The organism is Streptomyces sp. M41(2017), assembly GCF_002078175.1.
Taxonomy (GTDB): Bacteria; Actinomycetota; Actinomycetes; order Streptomycetales; family Streptomycetaceae; genus Streptomyces.
Genome location: NZ_MWFK01000002.1, coordinates 980,863 through 997,642, shown reverse-complemented (window position 1 = coordinate 997,642; position 16,780 = coordinate 980,863). Strand labels below are relative to the sequence as shown.

15 protein-coding genes, 1 pseudogene and 1 riboswitch are annotated in these 16,780 nt (G+C 72.3%); of the genes and pseudogenes, 8 read left to right on the top strand and 8 right to left on the bottom strand.

Annotation, left to right across the window (positions count from 1 at the left end; genetic code table 11):
- Window positions 1–38: 38 nt before the first annotated feature.
- Window positions 39–1,439 carry a cytosine permease gene (locus tag B0675_RS30020; RefSeq protein ID WP_081222747.1) on the bottom strand — a complete coding sequence of 467 codons (1,401 nt, stop codon included), beginning with the start codon at window positions 1,437–1,439 and terminating at the stop codon, window positions 39–41.
- Window positions 1,431–1,525: riboswitch (TPP riboswitch) on the bottom strand. Its footprint overlaps the gene before it by 9 nt.
- Window positions 1,526–1,873: 348 nt before the next feature.
- Between B0675_RS30020 and B0675_RS30015 the strand changes: the two genes are divergently transcribed.
- Window positions 1,874–2,695, top strand: coding sequence for an alpha/beta hydrolase (locus tag B0675_RS30015; protein WP_081222746.1), 822 nt, complete (start codon window positions 1,874–1,876; stop codon window positions 2,693–2,695).
- Between the two features lie 263 nt (window positions 2,696–2,958).
- Window positions 2,959–3,864 carry an aldo/keto reductase gene (locus B0675_RS30010; protein ID WP_081223963.1) on the top strand — a complete coding sequence of 302 codons (906 nt, stop codon included), beginning with the start codon at window positions 2,959–2,961 and terminating at the stop codon, window positions 3,862–3,864.
- Between the two features lie 86 nt (window positions 3,865–3,950).
- Here B0675_RS30010 and sph read toward each other — a convergent pair whose 3' ends face one another.
- The gene (sph, locus tag B0675_RS30005) at window positions 3,951–4,937 is read right to left on the bottom strand and encodes a sphingomyelin phosphodiesterase (RefSeq protein WP_081222745.1); all 987 of its coding nucleotides are present in this window, start codon (window positions 4,935–4,937) and stop codon (window positions 3,951–3,953) included.
- Between the two features lie 180 nt (window positions 4,938–5,117).
- The gene (locus tag B0675_RS30000; RefSeq protein ID WP_081222744.1) at window positions 5,118–5,825 is read right to left on the bottom strand and encodes a dienelactone hydrolase family protein; all 708 of its coding nucleotides are present in this window, start codon (window positions 5,823–5,825) and stop codon (window positions 5,118–5,120) included.
- Between the two features lie 231 nt (window positions 5,826–6,056).
- Between B0675_RS30000 and B0675_RS29995 the strand changes: the two genes are divergently transcribed.
- Both B0675_RS29995 and B0675_RS29990 read left to right on the top strand, forming a co-directional pair.
- Window positions 6,057–6,449: a VOC family protein gene (locus B0675_RS29995; RefSeq protein ID WP_081222743.1), complete on the top strand. Its 393-nt coding sequence runs from the start codon at window positions 6,057–6,059 to the stop codon at window positions 6,447–6,449.
- Window positions 6,450–6,529: 80 nt separating this feature from the next.
- Entirely contained in the window at window positions 6,530–7,594 is a 1,065-nt protein-coding gene (locus B0675_RS29990) for an adenosine deaminase (RefSeq protein ID WP_081222742.1), read from the top strand.
- On the opposite strand, the gene B0675_RS29985 is transcribed toward B0675_RS29990, so the two are convergent.
- Together B0675_RS29985 and B0675_RS29980 are read right to left on the bottom strand one after the other, a co-directional pair.
- Window positions 7,582–8,091: a DUF664 domain-containing protein gene (locus B0675_RS29985; protein ID WP_081222741.1), complete on the bottom strand. Its 510-nt coding sequence runs from the start codon at window positions 8,089–8,091 to the stop codon at window positions 7,582–7,584. The genes B0675_RS29990 and B0675_RS29985 overlap by 13 nt on opposite strands.
- Before the next feature lie 495 nt (window positions 8,092–8,586).
- On the bottom strand, window positions 8,587–9,480 hold the full coding sequence (locus B0675_RS29980) for a LysR family transcriptional regulator (protein ID WP_081222740.1): 894 nt from the start codon (window positions 9,478–9,480) through the stop codon (window positions 8,587–8,589).
- A gap of 192 nt (window positions 9,481–9,672) precedes the next feature.
- Here B0675_RS29980 and mgrA point away from each other — a divergent pair, with 192 nt between their 5' ends.
- Entirely contained in the window at window positions 9,673–10,665 is a 993-nt protein-coding gene (gene mgrA / locus B0675_RS29975; protein ID WP_081222739.1) for an L-glyceraldehyde 3-phosphate reductase, read from the top strand.
- Between the two features lie 71 nt (window positions 10,666–10,736).
- Here mgrA and B0675_RS29970 read toward each other — a convergent pair whose 3' ends face one another.
- Complete coding sequence (locus B0675_RS29970; RefSeq protein WP_081222738.1) at window positions 10,737–11,726, bottom strand: oxidoreductase; 990 nt, start codon at window positions 11,724–11,726, stop codon at window positions 10,737–10,739.
- Window positions 11,727–11,833: 107 nt separating this feature from the next.
- Here B0675_RS29970 and B0675_RS29965 point away from each other — a divergent pair, with 107 nt between their 5' ends.
- Entirely contained in the window at window positions 11,834–12,793 is a 960-nt protein-coding gene (locus B0675_RS29965; protein WP_081222737.1) for an AraC family transcriptional regulator, read from the top strand.
- Here B0675_RS29965 and B0675_RS29960 read toward each other — a convergent pair.
- Together B0675_RS29960 and B0675_RS29955 are read right to left on the bottom strand one after the other, a co-directional pair.
- Window positions 12,783–13,070, bottom strand: a complete 288-nt coding sequence (locus tag B0675_RS29960) for a DUF1905 domain-containing protein (RefSeq protein ID WP_081222736.1) — start codon at window positions 13,068–13,070, stop codon at window positions 12,783–12,785. The two genes, B0675_RS29965 and B0675_RS29960, sit on opposite strands and share 11 nt — an antisense overlap.
- Before the next feature lie 140 nt (window positions 13,071–13,210).
- A pseudogene (locus B0675_RS29955) lies at window positions 13,211–13,587 on the bottom strand (nuclear transport factor 2 family protein).
- 367 nt (window positions 13,588–13,954) lie between these two features.
- On the opposite strand from B0675_RS29955, the gene B0675_RS29950 reads away from it, so the two are divergent.
- Window positions 13,955–14,365 (top strand): hypothetical protein, encoded by a 411-nt coding sequence (locus tag B0675_RS29950; RefSeq protein ID WP_081222735.1) that lies wholly within the window; start codon window positions 13,955–13,957, stop codon window positions 14,363–14,365.
- A 68-nt stretch (window positions 14,366–14,433) separates the two neighbouring features.
- Window positions 14,434–16,776: an FHA domain-containing protein gene (locus B0675_RS29945; RefSeq protein ID WP_081222734.1), complete on the top strand. Its 2,343-nt coding sequence runs from the start codon at window positions 14,434–14,436 to the stop codon at window positions 16,774–16,776.
- Window positions 16,777–16,780 lie beyond the last annotated feature (4 nt).

Sequence of the window (16,780 nt, the reverse complement as noted above, 5' to 3'; positions counted from 1 at the left end):
ACGCACGGTTCGACGGCCCGAGGTCCTCTCGACGCGCCCTAGGCGCGGCGGCGCAGACGCAGGGGTGTGTAGAGGGCGAGGGCGACGAGGAAGGCCACGTAGTAGGAGAGGTCGGCGCCGTGCAGCGCGTCGGCCACCGGGCCCACGTACAGGCCGGTGTCCATGAACGGAACGGCCGCGCCGAACGCGGCGACGAAGGCCAGCAGGGACGGCCACGCGGGGAACCTGCGGGCGGTCTCGACGGCGAGGTCGACGGGGGCACCGGCACGCTCGCGTGCCCGGGCGATCCAGTCGACGACGACGATCGCGACGAACCCGGGGATCCAGTAGCCCACGAACAGCAGCACGTTCTGGAAGCGGGCGGTGGTGTCCGCCGCGTGCATCCACAGTACGAGCGGGAATCCGAGCGCCGCCGCCAGCGCGGCCGCCACCGGCCGCGGGATCCGCACCCCCAGGGTCTGCAGGGCGAGTGAACCGCTGTAGTCGTTCATCGCGTTGCTGCACACCGCCGCCAGCGCGACGGCGAGCAGCCCGAACGCGCCCGCCACCCCGCCGCCCAGCAACTCCTCGACACCCGCGGCCGTCTGGTCGGTGAGCACGGACGCGCCCCACAGACCGAGGGCCTGCACGGCGACGAAGGACACGACGAGCCCGAGCAGAGTGCACCAGAACATCCGCGGACGGGAGGTGGTGCGCGGCAGATAACGGCTGAAGTCACTGGCGTACGGGGCCCAGGACAGCGACAGGCTGAGCGCGATGGTGCTGGTGAGCACGAACGCCCCCATGCGGTCCGCGCCGGTCGCGGAGCCGGTCGCGGCGGGATGGACCCCGTCCAGCATCCGCCACGCGATCACGGCGAACGCGACCGCGAGCACGAACGTCATGACGATCTGCAGGCGGTGGATGGCCTCGTAGCCGAGGACACCGAGCGCCCCCTGCGCCGCCATCATCACGAGCACGCCGACCCAGAACGGCCAGCCGCACAACCGCGCCAGCGCGTCCCCGCCGAACAGCCCGATCAGCGCGTCCCAGGCCACCGAGGACAGCCACTGGAGCAGCCCGGGGAGTGCCACAGCCCGGCCGAACGCGAGCCGCGCGAGGGGAAGTTGGCCGGTTCCGGTGAGACCGCCCCAGGTGCCCAGGTAGGCGGTGGGCAGCGCCCCGACCACGGTCCCGAGGACGACCGCCGCGAGGGCGGTGCGGAAGTCCAGACCGAGCGCGATCCCGATGGTGCCGGTGAACACGCCCGTCATCGTCAGGTTGGGGGCGAACCACACGGTGAACAGGCGCCGGGGCCCGCCGTACCGGTTGCTCTCGGGGACCGGCTCGATGCCGTGTCCCTCCACCCGCAGGTCGCCGGGGGCCGCGGGCATCGACCCGTCGAAGACGGTCGGCCGGCTGTCGGCGGGCAGCCCGCCGGAAACATGCGCCAATGGCATGGAAGACATCCCTCCGCCAGTACGAACTGGTTCAGGTTCGACGGGTGTGATCTCAGCCCTCGGACGGGGCACCCCGTGTCCGGTACGACGGACACACTAACCCCATCCCCGTGCACCTGTGTATGGCGGACCTGCGCTCCTTCCCCGGCTCCGTCCCCGACAGCTCCGACAACCCCGACGGCACGGACGGACCGGATAACGCGGATAACGCGGACGACACGGACTGGCCGGCCGACGGATGCCCCGCTCGCGCGCGACGGCCGGGCTGCGTGGGAGCGGCCCGGGTCCGCGCCCACCGCCCCTCCGCCACCCCCGGTCGGGCCACCCGCAGCGCGCCCGGCGCCTCCCGTCGGTACTGTCGGAGGTGATCGCCGCCCGCTCTCCGTTCCCGGGTTCCCGGACCCGGGTGGCCGGGCGGAAGGAGGCAGCGCGCCGTGACCGTGATCTCCCTGAAGTCCGCGCAGGTGAACGAGGAGCTGACCCTTCCGTACGCCGAAGCCGGGTACCCCAGCGGTACGCCGGTCGTCTTCGTGCACGGGCTCGGCGACTCCTGGTGGTCCTTCGAGCCCCTCCTGCGGCGGCTGCCGCCGTCCTTGCACGGGTACGCGCCCACGCAGCGGGGCCACGGCGACGCCGGCCGCCCGGCCGACGGCTACACCCCCGACGACTTCGCGGCCGACCTGGTGGCCTTCCTCGGCGCCGCCGGCATCCCGCGCGCCGTCCTCGTGGCGGCGTCCACCGGCGGCATACCCGCGCGGATCGTCGCCGGCAGCCATCCCGACCGCATCGCCGGACTCGTCCTGCTCGGTGTCCCCGGGACCCTCGCGGACCACCCCGCGGCCGACGCGTGGCGCAAGAGTCTGGACGGGCTCGCGGACCCCGTGCCCCGCGCGTTCGTCGAGGAGTTCGTCACCGGGACGACCGCGGCACCGCTTGCCCGCGGATTCGTCGAGACGATGATCGAGGAGGGCCTCAAACTCCCGGCCCACGTCTGGCAGGAGACCGGGCGCGGTCTCCTCGACGCCGATCTCGGCGCGACCCTCGCGGGCATCCTGGTGCCCACCCTCGTCATCCGGGGCGAACAGGACCGCTTCCTGACCCGCGACGACCAGCGCATCATCCTGGACGCCGTCCACGGAGCCGAGTTCCTCCCGTACGAGAACACGGGCCACGCCGTCCACTGGGAGCAGCCGGAACGCGTGGTCGCCGACATCGCGGGCTTCGCCGCACGGATCACCCGCCCATCCCATCCCTGACGCCCGGGTTGCACCTGAGGCCCGGCACCATCAGAACCCCCGGTCATCGAGTACCCGGGTCACCGTGTCACCCGGGTCACGCGAACGCGCCCCCACGGAGGCCACTTCGGGGGAGTCGCCGTCCGGGCGTGCGTGCGGGTACGGGCGTCGGCGGTCACCGTCCGAGTCGGCCGGAGCCGCACCGGCCCGCCCCCGCCGTGTGCGCCCTGAGCAGCGAGTCCTTCGCGAACAAGCCTCTCCGGGGCGTGTGCGAGACTGCCGCGATGACCGCAGAAACGATCACCGCGTCCGCCGCGGGCACCTGGACACTGGGCGACCTCACCGTCCACCGCATCGGCTTCGGCGCGATGCGACTGACGGGCAGCGCGGCCTTCCACCACGGGACGCCGAGCGACCGCGCCCGCTCGATCGCCGTGCTGCGGCAGGCGGTCGACATGGGCGTGAACCACATCGACACCGCCGCCTTCTACTTCTCCTCGCTGCGCTCCGCGAACGAGTTGATCAACAGCGCGCTGTCGCCGTACGCCGACGACCTGGTCGTCGCCACCAAGGTCGGGCCCTTCCGGGACTACGCGGGGGAGTGGGGCACCTCGGCCCGCCCCGACCAACTCCGCGCCCACGTCGAGGAGAACCTGCGGCAGCTCGGCCGCGACCACCTGGACCTGGTCTACCTCCGCCGCATGCGACAGGACTCCATCGCCGAGCACTTCGGGGCGCTCGCCGAACTGCGCGACGCCGGGATGATCCGGCACCTCGGCATCTCCGACGTCGGCGTCGCCCACCTCGACGAGGCCCGCGCCATCGCTCCCGTGGTGTCCGTGCAGAACCGGTACGGACTCGGCGGCACCTCGCCGGAGAACGACGCCCTCCTGCGGGCCTGCGGCGAACTCGGCATCGCCTTCGTCCCGTTCTACGCCATCGCGGGCAAGGGCGGCGAGCTGGGCCGGAAGGCCGACGCGACGGACGCCGAGGTGCGCGCCGTCGCCGCGGCGCACGACGCGACCCCCGCACAGATCCGCATCGCCTGGACCCTCCGGCAGGGCACGAACGTGCTCGCCATCCCCGGCACGGGCAATCCGGACCACCTGGCCGAGAACATCGCGGGGGGCGCGCTGCGCCTGACGGACGCGGAACTCGCCCGTCTCGACGCGTCGCAGGCCGAGGGCTGAGACCGGGCCCCTGTCCCCGCTCCCCCCAACGGACGCGGGGACGAGGACGCAGGGACGGGGCCCGAAGCCTCGCGGAGTCGGTCGGCTCAGCCGGCGGAGGCCCTCAAGGGGTAGTGGTCCGAGAGGCTCGTGTACGTGGAGTCGGTGCCCCAACTGGACACCGTCCAGGGCGCGCACTGCTCCTTGACGACCTCGTTCGTCCAGCCGGCGGGGCGTGCGTGCCCCGTGCGGTGGAGGACGTGATCGAGGTCCTCGCGGGGATCGTCCGGGTACCGGTCGAGGGCGATCGAGTTCTGCAGGGTGTCGAAGGAGTACGGGTGGCCGGTCCGCGCGTCCGCGCCCACCAGGTCCGCGTCCGCGAGCATCGAGGCGTACTCCGTACTCCGTGAGTCGACGTTCATGTCGCCCGCCACCAGCACCTGTTCGTCCGCCGGAATGTTCTTGGCGTCCAGGAAGGCGTCGATCGCCTTGAACTGGCGGCTGCGCATCGACGCCGCCTCCCCGGCGGCGCACCCGGAGTCCGTGGACTGCGCGTGCGTGCCGATCACGTGCACCTTGGTCCCGTTCACGTTCAACACCACATAGGCGAAGCCCTTGTTGGACCACCAGTCGGAGCCGCACGCGTCCTTGTAGACGTACTGCTCCTTGCGCAGCACCGGCCATTTGCTCAGCACGGTCACCCCGCCGTCCTCGGGCGTCGTGGCGGAGTACGCCCCGCCGGTCGCGTCCCAGCCGCTCCTGCTGCGGCCCACCACGGGGGTCTGGTACGGGTATTCGGCAGCCGCCGTGCTCTTCAGCGCGTCCGACGCCGAGTTGTCGAAGGCCTCCTCCAGCACCACGACGTCGTTCCCGCGGAAGAACGAGGTCTTCGGGATCTCGGCGGCCCGGTGGTCCTGGCCCCAGTTGGGGTAGAGGTTCTTGCTCATGAGGAAGACGTTGTACGTGAGCACCTTCATCGAGGGCGTCGTGGCCCCGGCCGCCGACGCGGGCGAGGCCCCGGCGAGCCCCGTGGCGGTCAGCGACAGAACGAGGGCGGCTGCGCACTGCGCGCGGCGCAGTGAGGAGTGCGGCACTGGGTCTCCCTGAGGGTGAGGGGGGCTTGAGTGGCGCCGCACATCAAATCACCGGCGATTACTGTCAGGTAACTCCCGTGCACGGAAAGGATGTCGTCGAGAAGTACGTCCGGAGCCCGCACCCGTGCGAGGGTCTTCGCGCGAGGCCCGGGCCCGGGGTGCGGGGCGCCGCCCCGGGTGTCAGCCCAGCTGCTCGTGCAGGAAGGCCAGGGTGCTCGCCCACGCCTGCTCCGCGGACTTCGCGTCGTAGCTCGGCCGGCGGTCGTTGAAGAAGGCGTGCCCGGCCGGGTGGACGCGCAGGTCGGGGACGATGCCCGACTGGGCCTCGATCGCCTCGCGGAGCCGGTCCAGGTTCTCCAGGGGGATGGAGTTGTCCTCTTCGCCGTAGTGGCCGAGGATCCGCGCGGCGAGGCCCGAGAAGTCGGGCAGCTCGCCCTGGATCACGCCGTAGAACGGCACGGCCGCGCTCACCCGGGGGTCGGCCGCGGCCTGTTGCAGGACGAAGCCGCCGCCCATGCAGAAGCCCACCGAGGCCACGGTGTCCGAGGTGACCTCGGGCAGTCCCAGCAGGTGGTCGACCGCCCCGGAGAGCAGCTCCACACCGCGTGCGACGGGCAGCTCCTGCATCATCCGGAACGCCTCCTCGCTGTCGTGCGCGACGTTGCCGCCGTACAGGTCCGGGGCGAGCGCCACGAAGCCCTCGGCCGCCAGCCGGTCGGTGACGTCCGCGATGTGGTCGGTCAGCCCCCACCACTCCTGGATGACGATCACGCCCGGGCCGCTTCCCGACGGGGGCAGCGCCAGGTAACCGTGCGCGGTGCCCCCCGCGCTGGGGAACGTCACGTTCTGGTGGGCCGGGGATCCGGTCGGCTGCGGAAGCTCGGACATGTCACTCAACTCCCGTGGGGGACGGCGTCGGGCGGGGCGCGGCGGACCGGCCCCGAGTCGATCACCACCCTGCCATGCGCGTCCACGCCACCGGCCCCCGCCCCGTGCGGGCGGGCCGGCGCGGGGCGGCGGGCCGCGTCCAGGGGTCAGGACGGTCCGCAGCAACCGGGCTCCGGGGCGCTTGACGGGATGCCGTACGCTACGTGTTACGTATAACCCTGGAGAGGTCCCATGCGACGCATCGCCCTGGTCACCCTCGTCGTCGACGACTACGACGAGGCGATCCGCCACTACACCGAAGCCCTCGGTTTCCGCCTGGCCGAGGACAGCCGGCGGCCGGACGGGTCCCGCTGGGTCGTCGTCGAACCCGGGGCCGACGCCGGAGGCACCGGGCTGCTGCTGGCCCGCGCCAAGAACGAGGCGCAGCGCGGCCGGGTCGGCGACCAGACGGGCGGCCGCGTCGGCTTCTTCCTGCACACCGACGACTTCGCCCGGGACCACGCCCGGATGCTCGCCGCCGGGGTGACTTTCCTGGAGGAACCCCGCCACGAGTCGTACGGCTCGGTGGCCGTCTTCCAGGACCTGTACGGCAACCGCTGGGACCTGCTCCAGCCCGCCGGCTGACCCGCTTCCGGCGCGTCCCCGGCCCTCCCGTTACCTCTCGCACCCTTCCGCTCCGAACGACCTTCCGAGGAACACCGCACATGACCGCGCCCCGCATCGACATCGACACCATCCGCAGGCTGCCCAAGGCGGTGCTGCACGACCACCTCGACGGCGGTCTGCGCCCGGCCACCCTGGTCGAGCTCGCGGAGACCGTCGGGCACACCCTGCCGACCACGGACCCGCAGGAACTGGCCGACTGGTACTACGAGGCCGCCAACTCCGGCGACCTGGTGCGCTACATAGCCACCTTCGAGCACACCCTCGCGGTGATGCAGTCCCGCGAGGGGCTGCTGCGCACGGCCGAGGAGTACGTCCTCGACCTCGCCGAGGACGGCGTCGTCTACGGCGAGGTGCGCTACGCGCCCGAGCTGATGGTGAACGGCGGGCTGACCCTGCCCGAGGTCGTCGAGACCGTGCAGGAGGGCCTCGCGGCCGGTATGGCCAAGGCCGCGGCGGCCGGCACCCCGGTGCGGGTCGGCACGCTGCTGTGCGGCATGCGGATGTTCGACCGCACGCGGGAGACCGCCGACCTCGCCGTGGCGTTCCGGGACGCCGGAGTCGTCGGCTTCGACATCGCGGGCGCCGAGGACGGCTTCCCGCCGGCCGACCACCTCGCCGCCTTCGAGCACCTGCGGGCCGAGAGCGTCCCGTTCACCATCCACGCCGGTGAGGCGCACGGTCTGCCGAGCATCCATCAGGCGCTCCAGGTGTGCGGCGCCCAGCGCATCGGCCACGGCGTGCGCATCACCGAGGACATCGTGGACGGCAAGCTCGGCCGGCTCGCCGGCTGGGTCCGCGACCGCCGCGTCGCCCTGGAGATGTGCCCCACCTCCAATCTCCAGACGGGCGCGGCCCGCTCCATCGCCGAGCACCCCATCACCGCGCTGCGCGACCTGGGCTTCCGGGTCACCCTCAACACCGACAACCGTCTGGTGTCGGGCACGACGATGACGCGCGAGATGGCGCTGCTCGTCGAGGAGGCGGGCTGGGGCATCGACGACCTGCGCACGGTCACCGTGAACGCGGTCAAGAGCGCTTTCATCCCGTACGACGAGCGCAAGGCGCTCATCGAGGACGTCGTGCTCCCGGGCTACGCCCGCTGAACCAGACCGCGGACGTAGGCGGCCTGTCCGACGTGCTGGAGATCGTCGGACAGGACGCTGACCAGGCGCACACCCAGGGTGACCGCCGGGTCCCAGCGTTCGTCCACGACGCGCTCCAGGTCCTTGGCGGCCAGGCCGCCGATGAACTCCAGGGTCCGCTCGTGGACGGCGTCGTGGTAGCCGGTCAGCAGGTCGCCGGACTCCACCCGGACCCGGGCGACCTTCGCGGCGGTGTGACCGTATCCGGTGTCCCCGCGGGGCAGGTCGAGCCCGAACCGCTTCGACCAGTCCCCGGTCAGCCAGACCTGTTCGGTCCCGGCGGCGTCGGCGACATGGTCGTCCTGGACGCGGGTCAGGTGCCAGACCAGCCAGGAGATCGAGTTGGCCGTCTCGCCGGGACGGGCGTTGAGGTCCTCCGGCCGGAGGCCCTCGACGGTGGCGTGGACTTCTTCCTGGATGCGGCCGAACGCGTCGATGAGGATGTCCTTTGCATGCATGGCTCCACCATCGCGCATCGGGCCCGCCTCTGCGCCCGGAAGGGCGGGAGCCGTCAATGCGTGGGGCACTCGGCCCTCCCGCCGTGCACGCGTCCGGGATCCCGCTCCAGGGGGAAGCCCGGCGGCACATCGCTCGGCGCGTCCTGCCGGCGGTCGCCGCAATGCGGGTCCACCGGGGCCGACCGGACGCCAACTGCTAGCGCAGACAAGGGAGTTCCCGGGGCCGGTCGTCGTGTACGCGGGTGCGGACCCGGTCGTGGGCGGGGTCGGTGGCCCGCCGTTCTGTGACGTGGTGACGGTGACGTGGTGCCCGTGTCGTAGGGCTCGTCGAAGCCCCGGCCCGCGAGAAGGAGTGCCGGTCGTGCCCGACGTACACGCACTCCTGCCCGGCCGTTCGTGAAGGTCGTCCACGGGGCCCCCGCGGGGGCCGTCCACGGGACTGATGCTGCGGCGGCAGTGGCGTGTCAGGAGTGCCGCGGTCCGGACCGGGCGGGGTCAGTCGCCCTGCCCGGCCGCGTCGAGAAGTGCCATGAGGGCGCGGGCGGCGGGGCTGGTGGCCTCCGGCGGCGGCAGCATGGCGACCGTCTCGTACGACGTCTCCGAGGTGCCCTTGAACGGCAGGGCGGTGAGGCCCTCGGCCTCGCGCTTGAGGCCGAAGTGGCGCGGTACGACGGCGATGCCGAGGCCCTCGTGGACGAGCTCCAGGAGGCTGTGCACGTCGTTGACCTCCAGGGCCACCGTCCGCTGCACACCGGCCGCCGCGAACGCCGCGTCCGTGGTGCGCCGCGGACCCCAGTCGGGGTGGAAGTCGACGAAGTCCTCCCCGCCCAGCTCCTCGGGCGTCACCACGGCGCCGGTCGCCAGGCCGTGCTCCGGGTGGCACAGCACGGTCATCGGCTCGCTCGTCAGCGGCACGGACCGCAACTGGTCGGAGTCGGCCCGGGTCCGCACCGCGAACGCCAGGTCGAGACGGCCCGCCGCGACCTCCTCGGCCAGCGCCTCGGAACCCGCCTGACGGAGCCGGATCTCGACGTCCGGGTGCCGCCGCCGGAAGGCGGCGAGCAGGGTGGCGCAGTGCACGCCCGCGATGCACTGCTCGGTCCCCAGGGAGAGCGTGCCGCGCAGGACGCCCTGTACGGCGGCCACCGCGTCGTGCGCCGAGCGGACCTGGGCGAGGATCCGCTCCGCCTCGACGAGCAGCGCGCGTCCGGCCTCCGTGAGCGTGACCCTGCGGGTGGTGCGGACGAAGAGGGGTGCCTGGAGTTCGCGCTCCAGAGCGCGGATCGACGACGACAGACCCGACTGCGACACCATCAGCCGCTCGGCCGCCCGGGTGAAGTGCTGGTCCTCGGCGACGGCGACGAAGTGCTGTAGGTGACGCAGTTCCATGGGGCACAAGGGTAGACGGCCCGGAGGGCCGGTCCCGGGCCGCTCCCGGACTCCGCGGACCGACCCTCCGGGCCGCGGGCCGGGGCGATTGAGCGACGGGAGCGGTCAATCCCATCCGATCCTCCTGTTGGACCGATGCCCGGGGAGCGCGCGAGAGTGGAGGCCTGTTTCCCCGGCCCCCAGGAGCGCGCGTTGTACACCCCCGACCCCGACCGCTACGCGGACATGCCCTACCGGCGCACCGGACGCAGTGGTCTGAAGCTGCCCGCGCTGTCGCTCGGCCTGTGGCACAACTTCGGCCCGGACCGGCCGGCGGAGACCCAGCGCGCGATCCTGCGCCGCGCCTTCGACCTGGGCGTCACCCACTTCGACCTGGCCAACAACTACGGGCCGCCGCCCGGGGCCGCCGAGTCCGCCCTCGGTGACGCCCTCAAGGCCGACTTCACGCACCACCGCGACGAGCTGATCGTCTCCACGAAGGCGGGCTACCTGATGTGGCCGGGCCCGTACGGCGAATGGGGCTCGCGCAAGTACCTGCTGTCCTCCCTCGACCAGAGCCTCGGCCGCCTCGGCCTGGACTACGTCGACATCTTCTACTCGCACCGCCCCGACCCGGAGACTCCCCTGGAGGAGACGATGGGCGCGCTGCACTCGGCGGTCCAGCAGGGCAAGGCGCTGTACGTCGGCGTCTCCAACTACTCGGCCGAGCAGACCCGTGAGGCCGCCCGCATCCTGGCCGAGCTGGGCACCCCGCTGCTCATCCACCAGCCGCGCTACTCGATGCTCGACCGGCGTCCCGAGGACGAGGGCCTGCTCGACACCCTCGACGAGCTGCGGGTGGGCTCCATCGCCTACTCGCCGCTGGAGCAGGGGCTGCTCACCGGCCGTTACCTGGACGGCATCCCGGAGGACTCGCGGGCCGCGAGCGACAGCCCGTTCCTGAGCGCGGACACGGTCACCGAGGAACTCGTGGGCCGGCTGCGCACCCTGAACGAGATCGCCGCCTCGCGCGGCCAGTCGCTGGCCCAGCTGGCCCTCGCCTGGGTGCTGCGCGGCGGCCGGGTGACCTCGGCCCTGATCGGCGCGAGCAGCCCGCGGCAGCTGGAGGACAGTGTCGCCGCCATCGGCAACCTGGAGTTCGGCGAGGACGAGCTGGCCCGGATCGACGCGGTGGTCAAGCGGTAGCACCCGGAACCGGGCGCGGCGCCCGCCCGGCCCGCTGTCCGGCCGGGGCCGGGCCGTCCGGCCCTCGGATCTCAGCGGGCCGTCAGGCGCTCGCTGAGCTCCCAGAGCCGGGCGGCCTGCTCCGGGTCGACGGCGTACGCGAGGACGCCGGCCGGCGCCTTCTCGTCGCGCAGCCAGGCCTCCCGGTCCTCCTCGGGCACGAGCGGGCTGATGTCGCAGTTCTCGCAGTAGACCCCGCCCAGACCCTCCAGCGCGGGACTGGTCGCGCACCACACGGTGGTCGCCGCGCCCTGCGGGACGGTCTTCAGCTGGCGGGCGCTGTCCCGTACGGGCGTGCCGTCCTCCTCGACGGCGCCGGCGGCCCGGAGCGCGTCCTCGGAGAGGTGCTTCGCCAGGCCGGTGTCGACGATGGTGCCGGGGTGCACGGCGAAGGCCCGCACGCCGTCCGCCCGGCCGCGCCGGTCCAGTTCGACGGCGAACAGGGCGTTGGCGGACTTCGACCTCCCGTACGCGACGAACGGCTCGTACGGGGTGTGCTCGAAGTTCGGGTCGTCGAGGTCGACGGGGGAGAAGCGGTGGCCGCGCGAGGACACCACGACCACGCGGGCGCCGCCGGCCGCGCGCAGGGCGGGCCGCAGCCGGGACACCAGCTGGAAGTGGCCCAGGTGGTTGGTCGCGAACTGCGCCTCGTACCCCCGCGCGTCCCGGGTCAACGGCGTCGCCATGATCCCGGCGCTCGCCACGAGCAGGTGCAGGGGCCGCCCGGAGGCGAGGAACCCGTCGGCGAAGGCGTCCACCGACACCGGGTCGATCAGGTCCATCTCCGCGACCTCGACCCCGTCGATCCCCTCCAGCGCGGCGGCGGCCCGCGCGGTGTCCCGGGCCGGTACGACGACCTCGGCACCGGCCGCGCGCAGGACGCGGACCGTCTCCAGGCCGATGCCGGAGTAGCCACCGGTGACGATCGCGACCCGGCCGGCCAGGTCGACGCCCGCGGCCACCTCCTCCGCGGTGGACGCGGGGCCGAAGCCGGAGTGCAGGGGCTGTTGTGCGGTGGTCATGGGACGTCTCCTCGCATGGGTTCTCCGAGCTGTCCCCTCCACCGTAGATCCGCCGATCGGGACGATGAATGCTTGAGAGTCCGCGATACTTGCGCGATAGTTCCGTCATGTCTGCCGATCCCCTCTCCGACGCCCTGGCGGTGGCCGACGCCCGCTGTGTCTTCTCCGGCGGCTTCACGGCCGGAGGCGACTGGTCCGTCCGGCTGAGGGGACGGGACAAACTCAAGATCAACGCGGTCGTCCGGGGCAGCTGCCTGCTGGTGACCGAGGACGACGGAGAGGTCCTGCGGATCGAGGCGGGCGACGTCGTCGTCACCGACGGACGGCGCTCGTACGTCCTGTGCAGCGATCCCGGACTGGAGCCGGTGCGCTCGGCCGACGTGACCGTGGACCCCGGCAGCCGCATGGCGCAGCTCGGCGACGGGGACGACTTCGTGGCCGTCTCCGGCCACATCGACCTGAGCCGGGACAGCGGCGACCTGCTGCGCTCGGCCCTGCCGCCGCTGCTGCGGCTGCGCGCCTCGGCGGCCGAGGCGCCGGTCCTGAGCTGGCTCGTCGGGCAGCTCCTCGCGGAGATGACCGCGCACCGGGCGGGCGCCGACTTCGCCGCGGACCAGCTGGCCCAGCTCGTCCTCGTCCAGGTGCTGCGGGTCTGCCTCGACGGCACGCCCGGCCTGCCCGCGGGCTGGCTGCGCGGGCTGGCCGACGACGGCCTCGCCCCGGCCCTGCGTCTCCTGCACGCCGATCCGGGACGCCCGTGGCAGCTGGAGGAACTCGCCCGGGCGGCGGCGATGTCCCGCACCACGTTCGCCGTGCGCTTCAAGGCGGCCGTCGGGGTACCGCCCCTGACCTACCTGCTGAACTGGCGGATGACTCTGGCCGCACGCGCGCTGCGGGAGGGCGGCACCCCCGTCGGGACTCTCGCGCAGCAGGTCGGCTACACCTCCGAGAGCGCGTTCAGCAACGCCTTCAAACGCACCACCGGCGTCGCCCCCCGGCGGTACCGGGACGCCGCCCGCGCGGGTGCCGCCGGTGCGGACCCCGCTGTACCGGCCGCTACGCGGTGAGCCGCTCCTCCAGGCGCACGGTCACGGTGTCGCCCTCCTCCTTCCCGATCGCCTTGCGCACGTCGGCCCTGACCGGCAGCTTGTGGGTGCCGTCGCCGAGCGCCATGAACGAACTGCGGAACGGCGTGCCGTCGATCGTGCCGCCGACCTTGACCAGTCCACGGGTCCCGAAGAACGCCACGGACTCGGGCCAGACGACATAGGTCCAGCCGCCCTTCTCGGGGCTCTTCCGCAACACCGCCGTGAACTCCGCGTCGACCTTGCTCACCGTGTTCATGGGTCCTCCCGGTCCGATGGTCCTCTCCTCAAGGGACCACCGGACCGGCGAAAACTCATCGCGGGATGCCGCGCGGCCGCTCTCCGCGCCCGTGGCCGCCCTGTCGTGCCGCGGCTCACGCCGGTACGCGGTCCAGGGACTCAGCCCGGTACGCGGTCCAGGAAACCGTGCACACTGCGGATCCGGTCCTCCTCGTCCAGGACGACGACGTCGAAGCCGGCGACGGGCGCGGAGCCGTCGGCCTCGGCGACCAGCTCCCAGCCGAAGCGCGCCGTGTCGTGGTGCCCGTCGACGGGCCGAGCAGCCGGAACGCGAATCCGGGGAACTGCTCGTGCGCCGCGGCGATCACAGCCGCGATCTGCTCCCGCCCGCCGACGTCCGCGAGCGGGTCGGTGTAGCGGCCGTCCGCGGTCCATGCGGCGGCGACCGCCTTGGCCAGCGCCTCGGGTTCGCGGGTGTTCCAGGCCTCCAGGTAGCGGGTGACGGCGGTCTCGTAGCGGTCGGATTTCTCGGACATGGTGAACCAGCCTCCATCGAGGAACGTATGCGTGGTCGGGATCCGCGACCCGGGCCTTCGTGCCGCTCCGGGACGCGTTGCGACCACCCTGGCCGGTGCCGGCGGTGGCGTCGATTACCTCGCGGGTCATGGCCCGCCCGCAGGCCGCCGCACCGGCCGCAGGAGCCCGGTGCCGTTTCGGCCAAGAGCCGATCTGAATATGCCAAGAGACTGGCTGGAATCACATGGTGACAGAGTGTCAGTAGTGGCGATACTCAAGTAACAGGGCGATTCAGCCACGCCCTCGCACCCTCACGGTGCACTGCACATGAGCCGCACTGAAAGCGAGGCCGGACCGGCGACGAGCGACGCCTATGGGGGAACGATCGTGCACGACGAATTCCTGTGCCACGTCACCGCGTACGGAGTATGCGGAGGTCAGCGCGTCGGTGTACCCCTCGGCACCTATCGCGCCCCCACGCTGGCCCTCGCCCTGTGGTGGATGCGGGACCGGGCGGCCTGGATGGCCGAACGGCTCGACCCGCAGCCCGAGGATCCCACCTTCCCGCCCAACTCGATCGCGCCCGTGGGCGAGAGCGTTCCGGACGTCCCCACCATGCTCCGCGCCTGGTGCGGTGACACGTCCCAACAGGAGCTGGTGGCAGAGGAGTTGGCGGCAGGGAAACTCGTCCGCGTCTCCACCAGCGACGACACCACCGAGTACGAACTCCTCGCCGAGTCCGTGGACGCGCTGCGCATGCACCGCACCGCCGCCGCGCTCGGCGTCTCCGCCGCCTGACCCTCCGCGCGGTCCCGCCGGCCCGCACAGATCAGGCGCGCATGTGGGCGAATCGCTAGAATTCAGACATGGCAACGAGGTCCGTCGCGGCGACCGCTCCCGAACTCGTCCTCGAAACCGAGACGGGCTCGACGGTCATGAGCCCCGGCCACGACTACCACGTCGGCCGTGATCCCCTCTGCGACGTCGTGATCGACGACGTCCGCGTCTCGTGGCACCACGCCGTGCTGCGCCCCGACGCCGGCCACTGGACGCTGGAGGACGAGAACAGCACGAACGGCACGTACGCCGATGGCCGGCGCATCCACGAATGGGGCGTCGGGCCAGGCAGCGTGATCCGTTTCGGCAGTCCCGCCGACGGTCCGCGGGCCGTCCTCGTGGGCCGCCCGCCGCCCGTGGAGGAACGCCCCTCCGTCGTGTCCGCACCCGCTGCCACCGGCACCTTCCGGCAGCCCACGACCGTGCGCCCGCTGCCGTCCCGCACCGTCCGGATCGGCCGCGGCGGCGACAACGACCTCGTCGTCGACGACCTCATCGTCTCCCGGAACCACGCCGAACTGCTGGCCCGTCCCGACGGCACGTACGAGATCGTCGACCTGGGCAGCCACAACGGCACGTTCCTCAACGGGCAGCCCGTCGCCCGCGCTCCGGTCACTCCGGGTGACATCGTGGGTATAGGTCACTCCGCCTTCTGTCTTGTCGGCGACGAACTCCAGGAGTACGTCGACAGCGGCGAAGTCTCCCTCGACGTGCAGGACCTCACCGTCGAGGTCGACCGGGGCCGCAAGACGCTTCTCGACGATGTGTCGTTTCCCGTCGGCGAGAAATGCCTCCTTGCGGTCGTCGGCCCGAGCGGTGCGGGCAAGTCGACCCTCCTGAACGCGCTGACCGGACAGCGGCCCGCCGACCACGGCACCGTCCTCTACGACGGCCGCGACCTCTACCGCGACTACGCCGAACTGCGCCAGCGCATCGGCCTCGTACCGCAGGACGACATCCTGCACGCCCAGCTCACCGTCCGCCGGGCCCTCGGGTACGCCGCCGAACTGCGCTTCCCGCAGGACACCGCCAAGGCCGAACGCCGCGCGCGGGTCGAGGAGGTGATCGGCGAACTGGGCCTGGAACAACGCGCCGACCAGCCCATCCACAGCCTGTCCGGTGGCCAGCGCAAGCGGGTCAGCGTCGCCCTGGAGCTACTGACCAAGCCGTCCCTGCTCTTCCTCGACGAGCCCACCTCCGGCCTCGACCCCGGCATGGACCGCTCGGTGATGCACATGCTGCGCGGGCTCGCGGACGACGGCCGCACGGTCATCGTCGTCACCCACAGCGTGCTCAGCCTCGACGTCTGCGACCGTCTCCTGGTGCTCGCGCCCGGCGGCAAGGTCGCCTACTACGGGCCGCCGGACGACACCCTCGCCTTCTTCGGCTACCGGCAGTGGCCCGAGGCCTTCGAGGCCTTCGAGCGCGACACGGACCGGGACTGGGCGACGGAGTACCGTGACTCGCCGTTCCACCGCCAGTACATCGACAACTCCAGCTCACAGCCGCGCCGCGCCGAGGACACCGGCGGCGCCGTGGTCGGGCCGCCGCCCAAGGCCCAGAGCTGGGGCTCCCAACTGCGCACCCTCGTCCGCCGTTACGCCGCGGCGCTCGGCGCCGACCGCACGTTCCTCGCCATCATGATCGCGCTGCCCTTCGTGATGGGCGCGATGGCCCGCGCCCTGGCCGGCGGCAAGCTGACGCAGGAGACGGCGATGAACGCGCTGCTCATCCTGTGCGTCGGCGGAGTCCTGACCGGCGCGGCCAACGCGGTGCGCGAACTGGTCAAGGAACGCGTCATCTACCAGCGGGAACGGGCCGTCGGCCTGTCCAGATCGGCGTACCTGATGTCCAAGGTCGTCGTGCTCGGCACCATCACCGTGCTCCAGGCCGTCGTGCTCACGCTCGTCGCCCTGTTCGGCGTCGACCTCAACGCGCCCGGCGATGAAGGGGTCCTGATGCCCCCGCTCGTGGAGATCACCCTGGCGGTGGCCCTGCTCGCCTTCACCGCGATGATGCTGGGCCTCCTCGTCTCCGCCCTGGTGCGCAAGGAGGAGGTGACGATGCCGCTGCTGGTGCTGCTCGCCATCGTCCAGGTGGTGTTCTGCGGGGCGCTCCTGAAACTGCACGGTGTACCCGGCATCGAGCAGTTGGCCTGGCTGGTGCCCTCGCGATGGGCCCTGGGCGCGATGGCGGGGACCATCGGCCTCTCCCGGATCGTCCCCGGCGAGCTGACCGGCGACCCGCTGTTCAAGCACTCGACGGGCGTCTGGCTGCTCAACATGGGCATGCTGGTCGTGCTCTCCGTCGTCTTCGGCTACCTGGTGGCCCGACTGCTGCGGCGGCACGAACCCGCCGTCATGCGGAAGTAGGCGC

What these genes read in the sequence shown, in the direction of transcription:
- B0675_RS30020 (WP_081222747.1), bottom strand. Translation starts at nt 1,439, where the DNA reads ATGCCATTGGCGCATGTTTCCGGCGGGCTGCCCGCCGACAGCCGGCCG.
- B0675_RS30010 (WP_081223963.1), top strand. Translation starts at nt 2,959, where the DNA reads ATGACCGCAGAAACGATCACCGCGTCCGCCGCGGGCACCTGGACACTG.
- B0675_RS30000 (WP_081222744.1), bottom strand. Translation starts at nt 5,825, where the DNA reads ATGTCCGAGCTTCCGCAGCCGACCGGATCCCCGGCCCACCAGAACGTG.
- B0675_RS29995 (WP_081222743.1), top strand. Translation starts at nt 6,057, where the DNA reads ATGCGACGCATCGCCCTGGTCACCCTCGTCGTCGACGACTACGACGAG.
- B0675_RS29990 (WP_081222742.1), top strand. Translation starts at nt 6,530, where the DNA reads ATGACCGCGCCCCGCATCGACATCGACACCATCCGCAGGCTGCCCAAG.
- B0675_RS29985 (WP_081222741.1), bottom strand. Translation starts at nt 8,091, where the DNA reads ATGCATGCAAAGGACATCCTCATCGACGCGTTCGGCCGCATCCAGGAA.
- B0675_RS29980 (WP_081222740.1), bottom strand. Translation starts at nt 9,480, where the DNA reads ATGGAACTGCGTCACCTACAGCACTTCGTCGCCGTCGCCGAGGACCAG.
- B0675_RS29970 (WP_081222738.1), bottom strand. Translation starts at nt 11,726, where the DNA reads ATGACCACCGCACAACAGCCCCTGCACTCCGGCTTCGGCCCCGCGTCC.
- B0675_RS29965 (WP_081222737.1), top strand. Translation starts at nt 11,834, where the DNA reads ATGTCTGCCGATCCCCTCTCCGACGCCCTGGCGGTGGCCGACGCCCGC.
- B0675_RS29960 (WP_081222736.1), bottom strand. Translation starts at nt 13,070, where the DNA reads ATGAACACGGTGAGCAAGGTCGACGCGGAGTTCACGGCGGTGTTGCGG.
- B0675_RS29945 (WP_081222734.1), top strand. Translation starts at nt 14,434, where the DNA reads ATGGCAACGAGGTCCGTCGCGGCGACCGCTCCCGAACTCGTCCTCGAA.